This window comes from Stutzerimonas stutzeri (genome assembly GCF_024448895.1).
Classification (GTDB): Bacteria; Pseudomonadota; Gammaproteobacteria; order Pseudomonadales; family Pseudomonadaceae; genus Stutzerimonas; species Stutzerimonas stutzeri_Q.
Genome location: NZ_JAMOIC010000007.1, coordinates 190,335 through 206,951, shown reverse-complemented (window position 1 = coordinate 206,951; position 16,617 = coordinate 190,335). Strand labels below are relative to the sequence as shown.

General features: G+C 56.9%; 16 protein-coding genes and 2 tRNA genes. 16 read left to right on the top strand and 2 right to left on the bottom strand.

Translation table 11 applies throughout. The annotated features are described in order from the left end of the window. Window positions 1–50 precede the first annotated feature (50 nt). The 16 genes from rlmE (at window position 51) to NA619_RS11210 (ending at window position 15,922) form a co-directional block, all read left to right on the top strand. Window positions 51–701, top strand: coding sequence for a 23S rRNA (uridine(2552)-2'-O)-methyltransferase RlmE (rlmE, locus tag NA619_RS11285; RefSeq protein ID WP_255961957.1), 651 nt, complete (start codon window positions 51–53; stop codon window positions 699–701). Window positions 702–891: 190 nt separating this feature from the next. Beyond that, window positions 892–2,802, top strand: coding sequence for an ATP-dependent zinc metalloprotease FtsH (gene ftsH, locus NA619_RS11280; RefSeq protein ID WP_255961956.1), 1,911 nt, complete (start codon window positions 892–894; stop codon window positions 2,800–2,802). Between the two features lie 16 nt (window positions 2,803–2,818). Further along, window positions 2,819–3,670, top strand: coding sequence for a dihydropteroate synthase (gene folP / locus NA619_RS11275; protein WP_255961955.1), 852 nt, complete (start codon window positions 2,819–2,821; stop codon window positions 3,668–3,670). Window positions 3,671–3,677: 7 nt separating this feature from the next. Next, complete coding sequence (glmM, locus tag NA619_RS11270; protein WP_255961954.1) at window positions 3,678–5,015, top strand: phosphoglucosamine mutase; 1,338 nt, start codon at window positions 3,678–3,680, stop codon at window positions 5,013–5,015. A gap of 66 nt (window positions 5,016–5,081) precedes the next feature. Then, window positions 5,082–5,837 (top strand): triose-phosphate isomerase, encoded by a 756-nt coding sequence (gene tpiA, locus NA619_RS11265; RefSeq protein WP_255961953.1) that lies wholly within the window; start codon window positions 5,082–5,084, stop codon window positions 5,835–5,837. A 4-nt stretch (window positions 5,838–5,841) separates the two neighbouring features. Then, the gene (gene secG, locus NA619_RS11260; RefSeq protein WP_255961952.1) at window positions 5,842–6,225 is read left to right on the top strand and encodes a preprotein translocase subunit SecG; all 384 of its coding nucleotides are present in this window, start codon (window positions 5,842–5,844) and stop codon (window positions 6,223–6,225) included. Window positions 6,226–6,234: 9 nt separating this feature from the next. Continuing rightward, window positions 6,235–6,320, top strand: a tRNA-Leu gene (locus NA619_RS11255). A gap of 91 nt (window positions 6,321–6,411) precedes the next feature. Continuing rightward, window positions 6,412–6,488: transfer RNA gene (locus NA619_RS11250), tRNA-Met, on the top strand. A 128-nt stretch (window positions 6,489–6,616) separates the two neighbouring features. After that, entirely contained in the window at window positions 6,617–7,075 is a 459-nt protein-coding gene (gene rimP / locus NA619_RS11245) for a ribosome maturation factor RimP (protein WP_255962012.1), read from the top strand. Between the two features lie 48 nt (window positions 7,076–7,123). Continuing rightward, entirely contained in the window at window positions 7,124–8,605 is a 1,482-nt protein-coding gene (nusA, locus tag NA619_RS11240) for a transcription termination factor NusA (RefSeq protein WP_255961951.1), read from the top strand. Window positions 8,606–8,633: 28 nt separating this feature from the next. Further along, window positions 8,634–11,129, top strand: coding sequence for a translation initiation factor IF-2 (gene infB / locus NA619_RS11235; protein WP_255961950.1), 2,496 nt, complete (start codon window positions 8,634–8,636; stop codon window positions 11,127–11,129). A gap of 116 nt (window positions 11,130–11,245) precedes the next feature. Then, window positions 11,246–11,635 carry a 30S ribosome-binding factor RbfA gene (gene rbfA, locus NA619_RS11230; RefSeq protein WP_255961949.1) on the top strand — a complete coding sequence of 130 codons (390 nt, stop codon included), beginning with the start codon at window positions 11,246–11,248 and terminating at the stop codon, window positions 11,633–11,635. A gap of 3 nt (window positions 11,636–11,638) precedes the next feature. Then, a complete protein-coding gene (gene truB / locus NA619_RS11225) occupies window positions 11,639–12,556 on the top strand; it encodes a tRNA pseudouridine(55) synthase TruB (protein WP_255961948.1) in 918 nt (305 codons plus the stop codon). A 118-nt stretch (window positions 12,557–12,674) separates the two neighbouring features. Next, window positions 12,675–12,944 carry a 30S ribosomal protein S15 gene (rpsO, locus tag NA619_RS11220; RefSeq protein WP_045429687.1) on the top strand — a complete coding sequence of 90 codons (270 nt, stop codon included), beginning with the start codon at window positions 12,675–12,677 and terminating at the stop codon, window positions 12,942–12,944. Between the two features lie 207 nt (window positions 12,945–13,151). Then, window positions 13,152–15,257 (top strand): polyribonucleotide nucleotidyltransferase, encoded by a 2,106-nt coding sequence (pnp, locus tag NA619_RS11215; protein ID WP_255961947.1) that lies wholly within the window; start codon window positions 13,152–13,154, stop codon window positions 15,255–15,257. A gap of 290 nt (window positions 15,258–15,547) precedes the next feature. Next, window positions 15,548–15,922, top strand: a complete 375-nt coding sequence (locus tag NA619_RS11210) for a BON domain-containing protein (RefSeq protein WP_255961946.1) — start codon at window positions 15,548–15,550, stop codon at window positions 15,920–15,922. A gap of 74 nt (window positions 15,923–15,996) precedes the next feature. Here NA619_RS11210 and NA619_RS11205 read toward each other — a convergent pair whose 3' ends face one another. Further along, the gene (locus NA619_RS11205; RefSeq protein WP_255961945.1) at window positions 15,997–16,305 is read right to left on the bottom strand and encodes a DUF2845 domain-containing protein; all 309 of its coding nucleotides are present in this window, start codon (window positions 16,303–16,305) and stop codon (window positions 15,997–15,999) included. Window positions 16,306–16,319: 14 nt separating this feature from the next. After that, window positions 16,320–16,616, bottom strand: a complete 297-nt coding sequence (locus NA619_RS11200) for a DUF2845 domain-containing protein (protein ID WP_255961944.1) — start codon at window positions 16,614–16,616, stop codon at window positions 16,320–16,322. Between the last annotated feature and the right edge of the window lies 1 nt (window position 16,617).

The following is a 16,617-nucleotide window of genomic DNA, read 5'->3' as shown; positions in this document are numbered from 1 at the left end:
GTCGGCTAGTGTAACTGACACGCCCTGAGCCGCACAGATGAGGTATCAGCTTGGCACGCTCCAAGACCAGCCCGCGTTGGCTGAAAGAACATTTCGACGATCCGTACGTGAAGATGGCGCAGCGCGACGGCTATCGATCCCGGGCAAGCTACAAGCTGCTTGAAATTCAGGAGAAGGATCGGATCCTCCGTCCCGGTATGACCGTTGTTGATCTCGGGGCCGCCCCCGGTGGATGGTCGCAGGTTACTAGTCGTGTCATTGGTGATCGTGGGCGCCTTATCGCGTCTGACATTCTGCCGATGGACAGCATTGCTGATGTGACCTTCGTTCTAGGAGATTTCACGGAAGACGAGGTATTTGCCGAAATTCTCAATGCAATCGGCGATACGCAGGTGGACCTTGTGATTTCCGATATGGCCCCCAATATGAGTGGGGTGAAGGTTGCTGACCAAGCGCGTGCGATGTTTCTGTGCGAGTTGGCTCTGGATCTGGCAATGCGCGTATTACGACCGGGTGGCGACTTTCTGATCAAGATATTCCAGGGTGACGGCTTTGATGCGTACCTGAAGGATGTACGGCAGAATTTCGACAAGGTGCAGATGCGAAAGCCCTTGTCCTCGAGAGATCGCTCGCGTGAACAGTACTTGTTAGCGCGTGGCTATAAAGGTGATGGCAACGAGATGCATCTTCCGCGGTCTTAACGGGCATGTGATTTATACGGGCCGACCGGTACCGCCGTCGATTTTACGGTCTAGGATGTTTCATATCGGGTTACAGACCAAGCTGCGCGTTTAGCGACGTTGTGTAGTAAGTTAGGCCGAGAGCGAACCATCGGCCGTCATGCAGGCTCCCGACTACGCGCCTGCTCTAGAGGGTAGTGAATTGAACGACATGGCAAAAAACCTGATCCTTTGGTTGATCATTGCCGCTGTCCTGGTGACGGTGATGAACAACTTTTCCAGCCCGACAGAGCCGCAAACGCTCAACTACTCGGATTTCATCGAGCAGGTCAAAGAGGGTCGCGTCGAGCGCGTGACCGTCGATGGGTTCGTCATCACCGGTAAGCGGAGTGATGGGGAGGGCTTCAAGACGATTCGTCCGGCTATCCAGGACAACGGCTTGATAGGCGACCTGATCAATAACAATGTGGTGATCGAAGGGAAACAGCCTGAGCAGCAGAGCATCTGGACTCAGCTCCTGGTTGCCAGCTTCCCGATTCTGGTGATCATTGCGGTCTTCATGTTCTTCATGCGTCAGATGCAAGGTGGCGCCGGAGGCAAGGGCGGGCCGATGAGCTTTGGTAAAAGCAAGGCGCGACTGCTTTCCGAAGACCAGGTCAAGACTACTTTCGCTGACGTAGCCGGTTGTGACGAGGCAAAGGAAGAAGTTACGGAGCTGGTAGAGTTCCTTCGCGATCCAGGCAAGTTTCAGCGTCTGGGTGGCCGTATTCCGCGTGGCGTGTTGATGGTTGGCTCCCCGGGTACCGGTAAAACCTTGTTGGCCAAGGCGGTTGCTGGCGAGGCCAAAGTCCCCTTCTTCACTATTTCCGGTTCAGATTTCGTTGAAATGTTCGTGGGTGTTGGTGCAAGTCGTGTTCGCGACATGTTTGAACAGGCCAAGAAGCACGCGCCCTGCATTATCTTCATCGACGAGATTGACGCAGTGGGTCGTCATCGTGGTGCGGGTCTTGGTGGTGGCCATGATGAGCGCGAGCAGACGCTGAACCAGCTGCTGGTCGAGATGGACGGTTTTGAGATGAACGATGGCATCATCGTGATTGCCGCCACTAACCGCCCGGATGTGCTGGATCCTGCGCTATTGCGCCCGGGCCGCTTCGACCGTCAGGTCGTGGTCGGTCTGCCAGACATTCGCGGGCGGGAGCAGATCCTCAAGGTTCACATGCGTAAGGTTCCGCTTGGTGACACGGTTGAGCCCGCACTCATTGCTCGTGGTACGCCTGGATTTTCGGGCGCCGACCTTGCGAATCTTGTCAACGAAGCCTCCCTGTTCGCCGCCCGCGCTGGTAAGCGTGTGGTCGAAATGAAGGAGTTTGAGCTGGCGAAGGACAAGATCATGATGGGCGCGGAGCGCAAGTCGATGGTCATGTCCGACAAGGAGCGTCTCAACACCGCATATCACGAAGCCGGGCATGCAATCGTGGGGCGTGTTGTCCCTGAGCATGATCCTGTTTACAAGGTCTCGATCATTCCGCGTGGCAGGGCTCTAGGTGTCACGATGTTCCTCCCAGAGGAAGATCGCTACAGTCTTTCCAAACGTGCGTTGATCAGTCAGATCTGCTCACTGTTTGGCGGGCGGATTGCTGAGGAGATGACACTAGGTTTCGAAGGGGTTACCACTGGGGCCTCCAACGACATCATGCGCGCTACTCAGTTGGCTCGGAACATGGTGACCAAATGGGGCTTGTCCGAGAAGCTCGGTCCGCTGATGTACGCAGAGGAAGAAGGTGAGGTCTTCCTCGGGCGCAGTGCCGGTAGCCAGCACGCTAACGTGTCCGGTGATACTGCAAAGCTCATCGATCAGGAAGTGCGCAGCATCATTGACCAGTGTTATGGCACTGCCAAGCAGATCCTGGCAGATAACCGAGATAAGCTAGACGTCATGGCTGAGACATTGATGAAGTATGAAACCATTGATGCCGATCAGATCGATGACATCATGGCAGGTCGCACCCCCCGCGAGCCGAGGGATTGGCAGGACGGTTCCGGACCGACCGGCACCCCCGTCCAGCCTGAAGGCGGTCGCCCTCAGACACCCATCGGCGGCCCCGCTGGCGAGCATTGAGCTAAGGCCGCAGTAGATGACTGGAACGTTGCACCCGACCCGGCTGCCTTGTGGCAGCCGGGTTCTTGATTTATCACGCCCACATGTGATGGGTATTCTGAATGTCACCCCTGACTCGTTCTCTGACGGTGGGCGCTTTGTCGATATTGACGTGGCGTTGCGTCACGCTGAATCCATGGTCAAGGCTGGAGCTACACTTGTTGACATCGGTGGGGAGTCAACTCGCCCCGGAGCTCGGCCGATCGCCCCGGTAGAAGAATTGGAGCGTGTTGCGCCAGTTGTCGAAGCGATCGCTCGGGAGCTGGATGTGATCATCTCCATTGATACATCGACACCGGCGGTGATGCGCGAGGCCGCGCGTCTCGGGGCTGGCTTGATCAATGACGTAAGATCGCTTTGTCGGGATGGTGCTCTGGATGCGGCTCTCGCCTCGGGTCTCCCGGTGTGTTTGATGCATATGCTCGGCGAGCCTGGTGACATGCAGGACAATCCACGGTATGAAAACGTCACGAGCGATGTCGTGAGCTTCCTGCGCAACAGGATGGATGCATGTGCTGCCGCTGGCATCCCGAGAGATCGGCTCATGCTTGATCCGGGATTCGGGTTTGCCAAGACTCTGTCGCACAATCTGAGTCTTTTTAAGCACATGGAGCGGCTCCACGCTTTCGGCCGACCGTTGCTTGTTGGTGTGTCTCGCAAGAGTATGATTGGCCAGACATTGCAGCGCGACGTTGCCGATCGTCTCAACGGAAGTCTCGCGCTGGCAGCCTTGGCTGTCGCCAAGGGCGCGTCCGTTCTCAGAGTGCACGACGTGGCCGAAACGGTTGATGTGGTTCGAATGATTGCCGCAGTTGAAGCGGCCGAATAGGGATTTCATGGGTAGAAAATATTTCGGTACGGATGGCATCCGGGGTCATGTCGGCCAGTTCCCAATTACGCCGGAGTTCATGCTCAAGTTAGGTTGGGCAGCAGGCATGGCATTTCGAAAGCATGGTAAGTGCCGGATCCTTATCGGCAAGGACACCCGTATCTCGGGCTATATGTTCGAATCCGCCCTGCAGGCGGGCCTTTCGGCTGCGGGCGCGGATGTGTTGCTCCTGGGTCCTATGCCCACGCCGGCAGTTGCCTACTTGACCCGGACTTTCCATGCAGAGGCAGGGATCGTCATAAGCGCTTCTCATAACCCTCATCACGACAACGGCATCAAGTTCTTTTCTGGCCGAGGAACCAAGTTGCCCGATGAGGTTGAGTTAATGATCGAGGAGCTGCTCGATGCCCCTATGACCGTGGTCGACTCCTCCCAGCTTGGTAAGGCTTCACGAATCAATGATGCTGCTGGTCGTTACATTGAGTTCTGTAAGAGCAGCGTGCCGACCAGTACCGACTTTTCGGGCATGAAAATCGTTCTTGACTGCGCCCATGGCGCCACTTACAAGGTGGCTCCGAGCGTTTTTCGAGAGCTAGGTGCGGACGTCGTGGTTATCGGGGCGCAGCCCGATGGCTTGAATATCAATGCCGACGTCGGTTCCACTCACGTCGCGCAGCTTCAGAAAGCAGTCGTCGATCATGGAGCTGATCTTGGCATCGCGTTCGACGGTGACGGCGACCGGGTAATGATGGTTGATCACACTGGTGCTCAGGTCGATGGCGATGAGTTGCTCTACATCATAGCGACGGATCTGCAGGATCGGGATCGCTTGGAGGGGGGCGTTGTCGGTACCCTGATGAGCAATCTTGGGCTGGAGCTCGCGCTTCAGGCGCGGGACATACCCTTCGTGCGCGCCAAGGTGGGCGATCGTTACGTGATGGCCGAGATGCTTGAGCGAGATTGGGTGCTCGGGGGGGAAAATTCCGGGCATATAGTCTGCGCACAGCATGTTTCTACTGGCGATGCAATAATTGCGGCGTTGCAGGTTGTCCTGGCATTGAAGCGTCGGGGCCAGAACCTTGCACATGAGCGTCTAGCGTGGAAGAAATGCCCCCAGGTTCTGATCAATGTGCGCTATAGCGGCAATCAGGACCCGATCACTCATGCTCAGGTGCAAGCAGTTAGCGACAGTGTCACTGAGCGGATGGCGGGGCGCGGGCGGGTGTTGCTGCGCAAGTCTGGCACCGAGCCGTTGGTGCGGGTAATGGTCGAAGGCGATGATGAAAAGCAGGTTCGTTTGTACGCTGAAGAGCTGGCGAATGCGGTTACTGAAGTTTGTGCGTGATTGCCGCTTGCCAGAGGTGTTTTCGTTGAGTACCATCTGCGCCCACTTTGACCGACGAGGTAAGACATGCGTCGCCCACTGGTAGCTGGTAACTGGAAGATGAACGGTACCCGCGCCAGCGTCGCAGAGCTGACCGAGTCACTTCGCTTGCAAGCTTTCCCTGCAGAAGTTGAGGTTGTGGTATTTCCTTCCTCTCTTCACGTGATGCAAGTGGTCGATGGGCTTACTAACACTTCGATTGGTGTTGGCGCTCAGGATTGTGCGACGGACGTTGGGTTCGGCGCGCTTACAGGTGAAGAGTCTGTTTCTCAATTGGCTGATGCTGGTTGTGAATGGGTCTTGGTGGGGCACTCTGAGCGTCGCCTAGTGTTGGGCGATAGTGACGAGATGGTAAGCAAGAAGTTTATGGCAGCATTGGAATGCGGAATCACTCCGGTGCTGTGTGTCGGTGAGACGCTTGAGCAGCGCGAAGCCGGGCAGACTGTAGATGTCGTGGAGCGTCAGCTTGCTCATGTATTGGCTGATGCGGGCATTGAAGCTTTCGAGAATGCGGTTGTGGCATATGAGCCGGTCTGGGCCATTGGCTCCGGCCTTACGGCAACTCCACAGCAAGCCCAGGAAGTGCATGCAGCTATTCGGGCTCAGCTAGCTCGCGAGGATCAGCGGATTGCCGACGGCATTCGTCTCCTCTACGGGGGTAGCGTTAAAGCGGAGAATGCCGCGGAGTTGTTCGGAATGGCTGATATCGATGGGGGGCTTATCGGTGGTGCCTCTCTGAAAGCGAATGATTTCGGTGCGATTTGTCGCGCCGCAGGGAACTGATCAGATGTTGCAGACTGTTGTGATTGTGGTGCATCTGCTGGTTGCCATTGGTGTGGTTGTGCTGGTGTTGCTGCAGCAGGGGAAAGGAGCGGATGCGGGTGCATCCTTTGGGTCCGGTGCTTCGGCGACCGTATTTGGAAGCCAAGGTTCTTCTACCTTTCTCAGTCGCTTTACTGCTATACTTGCCGGCGTTTTTTTCGTGACAAGTTTGGGGCTTGCTTTTTTCGCAACCCGTCAGGCGGATCAGATGTCAGAAGCAGGCCTGCCTAATCCGGCGGTGCTGGAAGTGCCGGCTGCCAAGCCAGCTGTTGAGGATGTACCGGTTCTGGAGTCCGCTCCTTCTGGTGCGGCTGCAGATGAAGTCCCGGAGGTAGAAGGGCAGCAGTAAAAGGTTTTTGCCGAGGTGGTGGAATTGGTAGACACGCTACCTTGAGGTGGTAGTGGCCATAGGCTGTAGGGGTTCGAGTCCCCTCCTCGGTACCAAACAAGCAGGCCCGCATATGCGGGCTTTCTTGTTTTTAGGGTTTGGGTTGACCTGGTTTAGGTGCGGTCGTATAATTCGTGCCCAGTTTGACGCGGGGTGGAGCAGTCTGGTAGCTCGTCGGGCTCATAACCCGAAGGTCGTTGGTTCAAATCCAGCCCCCGCAACCAGTTGATGAAAAGCCCCTGTCGAGGGGCTTTTTATTAGCTTCAAGCCAGGTCGCCGGCATTCACAGGCGACCATCATGGATGGGCGTTTCGCCCATTTTTCATTTGTACGGCATGCACGAGGGACTTCGATGTCGAGCAAGCTAGAACAGTTGCAGGCCTTGTTGGCCCCAGTAGTCGAGGCTCTTGGCTACCAATGCTGGGGCATCGAATTCATTTCACAAGGTCGGCATTCTCTATTACGCGTCTATATCGATCATCCTGACGGGATACTGGTCGATGACTGCGAAAAGGTCAGTCGTCAACTCAGCGGCATTCTCGACGTCGAAGATCCGATCAGCTCTGATTACACGCTTGAAGTGTCTTCTCCTGGAATGGATCGGCCGCTGTTCACGCTTGAGCAGTACGCGGCAAACGTTGGTGAACAAGTCAAAATAAAGCTGCGCTCGCCCTTCGATGGTCGGCGCAATTTCCAGGGTCTTTTGCGCGGGATCGAGGAGCAGGATGTGGTGGTGCTGGTCGACGATCACGAATATCTGTTGCCGATCGATATGATCGACAAGACCAACATAATTCCCCGTTTTGAGTGAATCGCGGATCCCGCGGACCCCAATGGATTGCGATAGGCGAGGCGTACGATGAGCAAAGAAGTACTGCTGGTTGTGGAGTCGGTATCCAACGAAAAAGGCGTACCGGCCAGTGTGATCTTTGAAGCATTGGAGCTGGCTCTTGCCACTGCTACCAAGAAGCGCTTCGAAGACGAAGTGGACTTGCGGGTTGAGATCAATCGGCAGAACGGTAGCTACGAAACCTTCCGCCGCTGGACTGTGGTTGAGGAAGAGGATTTCGACGATCCGGCACATCAACTGACCACCGACATGAAGCAGGCTCAAGAAGCCGATGCCAAGGTTGGTGACGTGCTGGAAGAAAAGATCGACTCCATCGAGTTCGGCCGAATTGCTGCTCAGACTGCCAAGCAGGTCATCGTGCAGAAAGTCCGCGAGGCCGAGCGCGCTCAGGTCGTCGAGGCTTACCGGGACCGGCTCGGTGAAATCATCTCCGGCACAGTGAAGAAAGTGACCCGTGACAGCGTGATCGTTGATCTGGGTAACAACGCCGAAGCACTGTTGGCCCGAGAAGATATCATTGCGCGCGAGACCTTCCGTGTGGGCGCCCGAGTGCGTGCGCTGCTCAAGGAGATTCGCACCGAGAATCGCGGTCCGCAGCTGATCCTTTCGCGTACAGCGCCGCAGATGCTTATTGAGCTTTTCCGGATCGAAGTGCCGGAAATTGCCGAGGGCCTGATTGAAGTGATGGCTGCTTCACGTGATCCAGGCTCCAGGGCCAAGATTGCTGTTCGCTCGAAAGATAAGCGCATCGACCCGCAAGGCGCCTGCATTGGTATGCGCGGCTCGCGAGTGCAAGCTGTGTCTGGCGAAATCGGTGGTGAGCGTGTGGATATCGTGCTCTGGGACGAGAATCCGGCACAGTTCGTTATTAACGCTATGGCCCCGGCAGAAGTAGCCGCGATTATCGTTGATGAAGACGCCCATGCGATGGATATCGCGGTAGGCGAAGACAATCTGGCTCAGGCCATCGGCCGTGGTGGCCAGAATGTTCGCCTCGCCAGCCAGTTGACTGGCTGGACGCTGAATGTGATGACCGAAGCGGATATACAGAGTAAGCAACAGGAAGAAACAGGCGACATCCTGCGCAATTTCATCGAAGAGCTGGATGTCGATGAAGAGCTGGCACAAGTACTGGTCGAGGAAGGTTTCACTTCGCTCGAAGAGATCGCCTACGTCCCAATGGAGGAAATGCTCGGCATTGAAGGCTTCGACGAAGACATCGTCAATGAGCTGAGAACCCGCGCTAAAGATCGCCTGCTGACTAAAGCGATCGCAACGGAAGAAAAATTGGCAGACGCCCAGCCAGCCGAGGATTTGCTCGCGTTGGAAGGCATGGACAAGGAACTGGCGGTCGAGTTGGCAATGCGAGGTGTTATCACCCGCGAAGACCTGGCCGAGCAGTCGATTGACGACCTGCTCGACATAGACGGCATAGATCAAGAGCGTGCCGGCAAGCTGATCATGGCCGCCCGAGCCCATTGGTTCGAGTAAGTAATTAGCGGCCTGAGGAGAGAGATGCATGACGCAAGTCACGGTGAAAGAACTGGCCCAGGTGGTCGACACACCGGTCGAGCGACTGCTACAGCAGATGCGTGAGGCAGGACTGTCGCACACCAGCGCCGAGCAAGTAGTGACCGATAACGAGAAGCAAGCCCTGTTGGCGCACCTCAAGAGCAGCCATGGGGCCAAAGTGGCCGAGCCAAGCAAGATCACCTTGCAGCGCAAGACCACGACCAAGTTGAAAGTGGGTAATAGCAAGACCATCAGCGTTGAAGTGCGCAAGAAGAAGACCTTCGTCAAGCGCAGCCCTGATGAGATCGAAGCCGAGAAGCAGCGCGAGATGGAAGAACAGCGCGCCGCCGAGGAAGCTGCTCGTCAAAAGGCGACAGAAGAAGCACGGCAGCGGGCCGAGGAAGAAGCGCGCCGTCAGGCTGAGTCTTCCAAGACTGAAACGCCAGCCGCCGCCTCTCCCGAGCCTGTCGCAGCTGTTGCGCCTGAGTCCGTACCGGTTACGCCTACTGCTCCTGTTGAGGATCGCAAAAAGGATGAGCCACGTCGTCCGGACAAGGCCCGTAGTGAAGACGACGAACGTCGTGATCGCAAGCAGGCTCAACATCGTCCTTCGTTGAAAGCAAAGGCGCCGCTGTCGCGTACTGCGCGTAGCGGCGAAGACGACGCTGACGGCTTCCGTCGCGGTGGGCGTGGCAAATCGAAGCTGAAGAAGCGCAACGCGCATGGCTTCCAGAGCCCGACCGGTCCGGTCATTCGTGAAGTTGCCATCGGTGAAACCATCACGGTTGGCGATTTGGCTCAGCAAATGTCGGTTAAAGCGGCCGAAGTGATCAAGTTCATGTTCAAGATGGGCACCCCGGTGACCATCAATCAGGTGCTTGATCAGGAAACCGCCCAGCTGATCGCCGAAGAGCTCGGCCACAAGGTCAAACTGGTCAGCGACAACGCGCTTGAAGAGCAGCTGGCTGAGCTGTTGAAATTCGAAGGTGAGGCGATTACACGTGCTCCGGTTGTGACCGTTATGGGTCACGTCGACCACGGTAAGACGTCGCTGCTCGACTACATTCGTCGCGCCAAGGTGGCTGCTGGCGAAGCGGGCGGTATCACGCAGCACATCGGTGCCTACCATGTGGAAACGGATCGCGGCATGGTCACCTTCCTCGACACCCCTGGCCACGCCGCGTTTACCGCAATGCGTGCCCGTGGTGCTCAGGCTACCGATATCGTCATCCTGGTAGTCGCGGCCGACGATGGCGTGATGCCGCAGACCATTGAGGCTGTGCAGCACGCCAGCGCTGCAGGTGTCCCGCTGGTCGTTGCAGTTAACAAGATCGATAAGCCAGGGGCTGATCTGGACCGGATCCGGAGCGAGCTATCAGCGCACGGCGTTACCTCCGAAGAGTGGGGCGGCGACACCCCGTTCGTATCGGTTTCCGCGAAAATGGGTACCGGCGTTGACGACCTGCTCGAAGCGGTGTTGCTGCAAGCTGAGGTTCTCGAACTCAAGGCAACCCCGTCCGCTCCAGGGCGCGGCGTTGTGGTTGAATCGCGTCTCGACAAGGGACGTGGGCCGGTTGCAACGGTCCTGGTTCAGGAAGGCACCTTGCGTCAAGGCGACATGGTGTTGGTCGGCTCCAATTACGGTCGTATCCGCGCCATGCTTGACGAGAATGGCAAGTCGATCAAGGAAGCCGGGCCGTCTATCCCTGTCGAGATTCTCGGTCTCGATGGTACGCCGGATGCGGGCGACGAGCTCAGCGTTTTGGCTGATGAGAAGAAGGCACGTGAAGTGGCCCTGTTCCGTCAGGGCAAGTTCCGCGAAGTGAAACTGGCCCGTGCACATGCCGGCAAGCTGGAAAACATCTTCGAGAACATGGGCCAGGAAGAAAAGAAGACGCTCAATATTGTCCTCAAATCCGACGTCCGCGGTTCGCTCGAGGCGTTGCAGGGGTCGCTCGGCGGCCTGGGTAACGATGAAGTCCAGGTGCGCGTGATCGGTGGTGGTGTTGGTGGTATCACCGAGAGTGATGCAAACCTGGCGCTGGCATCCAATGCCGTGCTGTTCGGCTTCAACGTCCGTGCCGATGCTGGTGCGCGCAAGATCGTTGAGCAAGAAGGTCTGGATCTACGTTACTACAACGTGATTTACGACATCATCGAAGACGTCAAGAAAGCGCTGACCGGCATGCTGGGCAGCGATGTTCGCGAGAACATCCTTGGCATCGCCGAAGTGCGCGACGTCTTCCGTTCGCCTAAGTTCGGCGCTGTGGCGGGCTGCATGGTCACCGAGGGTATGGTGCATCGCAACCGTCCGATTCGTGTCCTGCGCGACGACGTGGTCATTTTCGAAGGCGAGCTGGAATCTCTGCGTCGCTTCAAGGATGACGTTGCCGAAGTCCGGGCTGGCATGGAATGCGGTATTGCGGTGAAGAGTTATAACGACGTCAAGGCTGGCGACAAGATCGAAGTGTTCGAGAAGGTCGAAGTGGCGCGTTCGCTCTAACAGCAGCTGTTAGGCAAATCGGCGGCAAGCTCTCAGGCGCGATCCTGGAAGCTTGCCGTTTGCCTTTGCAGCACTAAGTTTTCAGATTTAGCAGCTTGCTGCTCAAGGCAGATTTAATGGCCAAAGAATTCAGCCGTACCCAGCGTATCGGCGACCAGATGCAGCGTGAATTGGCGCAGCTCATTCAGCGTGAAGTAAAGGATCCTCGTCTGGGCCTGATAACCATCACGGCAGTCGAGGTCAGTCGTGATCTTTCCCATGCCAAGATCTTCATCACTGTCATGGGCAAGGACGATGACGAAAATGCGGTCAAGGGCAATCTTCGGATCCTCAACGATGCCAGCGGTTTCCTGCGGATGCAGCTAGGCAAGGCAATGAAGCTACGTACCGTGCCTCAACTGCATTTCAACTATGACGCCAGTGTGCGTCGAGGTGTCGAATTGACGTCGCTCATTGAGCGGGCGGTAGCGGAAGACCGCAAGCACAGCGACGATCTTGGAGAGTAAGGTTTGGCCCAGGTAAAACGTGTACGCCGCGCGGTCAGTGGCATCATTCTTCTCGATAAACCTCGTGGTTTCACTTCGAACGCCGCCTTGCAGAAGGTTCGCTGGTTGCTCAATGCCGAGAAGGCCGGGCACACCGGTAGTCTTGATCCGCTGGCAACTGGTGTGCTGCCGTTGTGTTTTGGGGAAGCGACCAAGTTTTCGCAGTATTTGCTTGATGCTGACAAGGGTTATGAAACCGTTGCCCAGCTTGGTGTCACCACAACTACAGCCGATGCCGAGGGAGAGGTGATCGAGCGTAAGGCCGTCACAGCAACCCAGGCGCAGCTCGAGGCGCTACTGCCGCAGTTCCGTGGCGATCTGCAGCAAGTGCCGCCGATGTACTCGGCGCTCAAGCGTGACGGACAGCCGTTATACAAGCTTGCACGCGCAGGAGAGGTAGTGGAGCGTGAGCCTCGTTCTGTTACCATTGCCCGCCTGGATTTGCTGTCGTTTGAAGCGGACCGGGCGCGTCTAGCTGTCGCCTGTACCAAGGGTACCTATATCCGGACCTTGGTCGAAGATATAGGTCATGCGTTAGGGTGTGGTGCTCATGTGGCCGAACTGAGACGAACTCAGGCCGGGCCTTTTGATTTATCTCAAACAGTTAGCCTTGAAGAGCTGGAGCGGGTTCACGCCGATGGCGGGGCAGAGGCGGTAGACGCTTTCCTCAAGCCGGTCGATAGCGGACTTGAGCACTGGCCGCTGCTGCAGCTTTCTGAGCACAGCTCGTTTTATTGGCTTCACGGTCAGCCGGTACGTGCACCTGAAGCGCCGAAGTTCGGCATGCTGCGGGTGCAGGATCACAATGGTCGCTTCATTGGTATTGGTGAAGTGAGCGAAGACGGGCGCATTGCGCCGCGTCGACTGATTCGGTCGGAATGACCGATACGTGGTGCGCCCTTGGGGTGCGCCGCGCTACGAGGTTGGCTGTTGGCAGGCACGGTCACACCTCTTTTAAAACACGGGACATGTCCCGGCCTGTTCATAGAAGGAGCCCATCATGGCACTTAGCGTTGAAGAAAAAGCTCAGATCGTTAGCGAGTACCAGCAAGCTGAAGGTGATACCGGTTCGCCGGAAGTGCAGGTTGCCCTGCTGACCACCAACATCAACAAGCTGCAAGGTCACTTCAAGGCCAACGGTAAAGATCACCACTCGCGTCGTGGTCTGATCCGTATGGTTAACCAGCGCCGCAAGCTGCTGGATTACCTGAAGGGCAAAGACACTACTCGTTACAGCACCCTGATCGGTCGTCTGGGTCTGCGTCGCTAAGCGATGCTGGTGCGAAGCTGAATGCTAAAGCTGGAAGTGGGGCTCGTCCCTGCTTCCAGCTTTTGCCTTTCAGAGATACACCCTCTGGACAGCGTCCGGGTTCGATACCCGACATTGCCCAAGAATTCGAAAAAGCGCTTCGCGCGTGGCATGGCCCGCGAGGCGTGCGAAAAGCTTCCCCCAAGGCAACATAGAGAAGGAACCACCGTGAACCCGGTAATCAAGAAATTTCAATTCGGTCAGTCGACCGTAACCCTCGAGACTGGCCGTATCGCCCGTCAAGCCAGTGGTGCTGTTCTGGTCACCGTTGATGACGACGTGGCCGTTCTGGTCGCCGTCACCGGTGCCAAGACTGCCGATCCAAGCAAGGGGTTTTTCCCTCTTTCGGTCCACTATCAGGAAAAGACCTACGCAGCGGGCAAGATTCCTGGCGGTTTCTTCAAGCGTGAAGCGCGTCCTTCCGAAAAGGAAACCCTGACCTCGCGCCTGATCGACCGTCCGATCCGTCCGCTATTCCCGGAAGGTTTCCAGAACGAAGTCCAGGTCATCTGCACCGTCGTATCGACGAGCAAGAAAACCGATCCGGACATCGCTGCGATGATCGGTACTTCCGCCGCGCTGGCGATCTCCGGTATTCCTTTCAACGGCCCGATCGGCGCTGCTCGTGTGGCTTTCCACCCAGAAACCGGTTACCTGCTGAACCCGACCTATGAGCAGCTCAAGGCCTCGAGCCTAGACATGGTCGTCGCCGGTACTAAAGATGCCGTACTGATGGTCGAGTCGGAAGCCAAAGAGCTGACCGAAGACCAGATGCTGGGCGCGGTGCTCTTCGCTCACGACGAATTCCAGGCAGTCGTTCAGGCTGTTACCGAGTTGGCAGCCGAAGCCGGCAAGCCAACCTGGGATTGGCAGCCAAAGGCTGAAAACACTCAGCTGCTCAGCTCGATTCGTAGCGAATTCGGCGAGGCCATCTCGCAGGCGTACACCATCACCATCAAGCAGGACCGCTACGCGCGCCTGGGTGAGCTGAAAGACCAGGTCGTTGCCAAGTTCTCCGGTGAAGAAGGCCAGCCCTCCGCCGGCGAAGTCAAAGAAGCCTTCGGTGAAATCGAATACCGTACAGTTCGCGAGAACATCGTAAACGGCAAGCCGCGTATCGATGGTCGTGACACCCGCACTGTGCGCGGTCTGAACATCGAAGTCGGCGTACTCGACAAGACTCACGGTTCAGCGCTTTTCACCCGTGGCGAAACCCAGGCGCTGGTCGTGGCCACCCTCGGTACTGCCCGTGACGCGCAGCTGCTGGACACCCTTGAAGGCGAGAAGAAAGACCCCTTCATGCTGCACTACAACTTCCCTCCTTACTCGGTGGGCGAATGTGGCCGCATGGGCGCTACCGGCCGCCGCGAAATCGGCCACGGCCGTCTGGCCCGTCGTTCGGTTGCAGCAATGCTGCCGAGCGCTGATGAGTTTCCCTACACCATTCGCGTGGTTTCGGAGATCACCGAGTCCAACGGTTCCAGTTCCATGGCCTCCGTCTGCGGTGCTTCCCTGGCACTGATGGACGCCGGTGTGCCGATGAAGGCGCCCGTTGCCGGTATCGCCATGGGTCTGGTCAAGGAAGGTGAAAAATTCGCCGTGCTGACCGACATCCTTGGTGACGAAGACCACCTGGGCGACATGGACTTCAAGGTAGCCGGTACCGCAAAGGGCGTGACTGCGCTGCAGATGGACATCAAGATCCAGGGCATCACCGAAGAGATCATGGAAATCGCCTTGGGCCAGGCGCTGGAAGCGCGCCTGAACATCCTGGGTCAGATGAATCAGGTCATTGGTCAGTCGCGCAATGAGCTCTCGGCTAACGCACCGACCATGATTGCGATGAAGATCGATCAGGACAAGATCCGCGATGTCATCGGCAAGGGTGGCGCCACCATTCGCTCCATCTGCGAGGAGACCAAGGCGTCGATCGACATCGAGGACGACGGCTCGATCAAGATCTTCGGTGAAACCAAAGAGGCTGCAGAGGCTGCCAAGCAGCGCGTTCTGGGCATCACTGCAGAGGCTGAGATCGGCAAGATCTATGTCGGCAAGGTCGAGCGCATCGTTGACTTCGGTGCCTTCGTCAACATCCTTCCGGGCAAGGACGGCCTGGTGCACATCTCCATGCTCAGTGATCAGCGCGTGGAGAAGGTTACCGACGTACTGAAGGAAGGCCAGGAAGTGAAGGTGCTCGTGCTGGACGTGGACAACCGCGGCCGCATCAAGCTGTCCATCAAGGACGTGGCCGCTGCAGAAGCTTCAGGCGCGTAAGCCTGAGTCATGCGGTAGAAAAAAGGACCTTCGGGTCCTTTTTTCGTTATGGCAACTTAAGAGAGTTTGCAGCTGTATCCGGTTGGAAAGTCGGTGCAGGTCATGCAAATCGCACGCCTCACAAAGCGGAAACTTGCAGTGTGCTAGTGGCGTTAAGCTACTGTGTTTTTCAACTACTTGATTGTTAAGGATATTTTATATATCCAAGATGGCACGTCGATTGCGATATCTATTATGAATCTGCGGTCGGATTGATGCCGCAGACATCTGAAGAAAACAGGAGTGCCACTATGAACATGATCCAGAATTCCCTGACCGCCGCTGCCGTCGCCGCTGCTTTGAGCCTGCCGATGGCTGGTGCCGCTTTCGCCGACACCACCCCAGCGCTGGATAAGGCTGATACGGTCATGCTGGCCGCCAACGACACTATGAAGGATGCTGGCGACGCCACCTCCGATACTTGGATCACCACCAAGGTCAAATCTTCCCTCCTCGCTGAAGATGCCACCCCTGGCATGGACATCGAGGTCGAAACCAATGAAGGTGTTGTATCGCTTTCCGGCACTGTAGCCACCGAAGCAGAGCGTGAAGCCGCCATCGGTAAGGCAAAAGCGATCGAAGGCGTTCGCGAAGTCTCGGCTGATGGTCTGAAAGCTGCTGACTAAGCTTTGGACGTAGGTCCTCGCGTAAGCGATGCATCTGCAAAAGCCCTGCTTCGGCGGGGCTTTTTTATGCCATTTCAACGGCCGCGTTGGCTTTCGATACGGCGCAAGCGATTACCTTCGAATCGGAGGAAGTGGTACATCCCATTGCTTGGACCATAGGTCCATTCTTCGATCTGGACCTCATGGCGGAACCCATAATCGTCCAGCACCTCCTTGTAGCCGACCGCTGCTGCATCGGTCGGATCGCCACATTTTTGCCGGACCTCGCCAGTGGAAGCATCGAGACTGACCAGCGCACTACCACATCGGTGAGTAGAAGCTGCTTGGGCTGCACAGGCGAATACCAGCGTGCCTAACCCGATGAGGAGCGGTAACCGAGACATGGAACTCCCTGTAATCAATTAGCGCGTCGGGTTTCTATGCGCTTAAGGCGGTTGCCTTCGAAGGTGAGGATGCTGAGCATGCCGTTGTTAGGGCCGTATATCCATTCTTCGACGACGAATTCCTGTCTGGCATAAGCGCCGAGGGTGTAACCGACCAGGTCACGCTGCAGGGGCGCGCCGCATTTACGCTCGACCTCGAAGGCTCTGTCTCCTGTGCTGACTAGCTGAGTGCCGCAACGTAGCGTCTGGCTATGCGCCAAAGGCGCCACGAGGCTCAAAACCAGCAATGTACGGCTGACGACGGCCAACATC

Excerpts from the sequence above, each read along its gene's own strand:
- NA619_RS11210 (WP_255961946.1), top strand. The coding sequence starts at position 15,548 with ATGAACATGATCCAGAATTCCCTGACCGCCGCTGCCGTCGCCGCTGCT.
- infB (WP_255961950.1), top strand. The coding sequence starts at position 8,634 with ATGACGCAAGTCACGGTGAAAGAACTGGCCCAGGTGGTCGACACACCG.
- rpsO (WP_045429687.1), top strand. The coding sequence starts at position 12,675 with ATGGCACTTAGCGTTGAAGAAAAAGCTCAGATCGTTAGCGAGTACCAG.
- tpiA (WP_255961953.1), top strand. The coding sequence starts at position 5,082 with ATGCGTCGCCCACTGGTAGCTGGTAACTGGAAGATGAACGGTACCCGC.
- secG (WP_255961952.1), top strand. The coding sequence starts at position 5,842 with ATGTTGCAGACTGTTGTGATTGTGGTGCATCTGCTGGTTGCCATTGGT.
- rimP (WP_255962012.1), top strand. The coding sequence starts at position 6,617 with ATGTCGAGCAAGCTAGAACAGTTGCAGGCCTTGTTGGCCCCAGTAGTC.
- rbfA (WP_255961949.1), top strand. The coding sequence starts at position 11,246 with ATGGCCAAAGAATTCAGCCGTACCCAGCGTATCGGCGACCAGATGCAG.
- NA619_RS11200 (WP_255961944.1), bottom strand. The coding sequence starts at position 16,616 with ATGTTGGCCGTCGTCAGCCGTACATTGCTGGTTTTGAGCCTCGTGGCG.
- folP (WP_255961955.1), top strand. The coding sequence starts at position 2,819 with ATGACTGGAACGTTGCACCCGACCCGGCTGCCTTGTGGCAGCCGGGTT.
- NA619_RS11205 (WP_255961945.1), bottom strand. The coding sequence starts at position 16,305 with ATGTCTCGGTTACCGCTCCTCATCGGGTTAGGCACGCTGGTATTCGCC.
- glmM (WP_255961954.1), top strand. The coding sequence starts at position 3,678 with ATGGGTAGAAAATATTTCGGTACGGATGGCATCCGGGGTCATGTCGGC.
- ftsH (WP_255961956.1), top strand. The coding sequence starts at position 892 with ATGGCAAAAAACCTGATCCTTTGGTTGATCATTGCCGCTGTCCTGGTG.
- nusA (WP_255961951.1), top strand. The coding sequence starts at position 7,124 with ATGAGCAAAGAAGTACTGCTGGTTGTGGAGTCGGTATCCAACGAAAAA.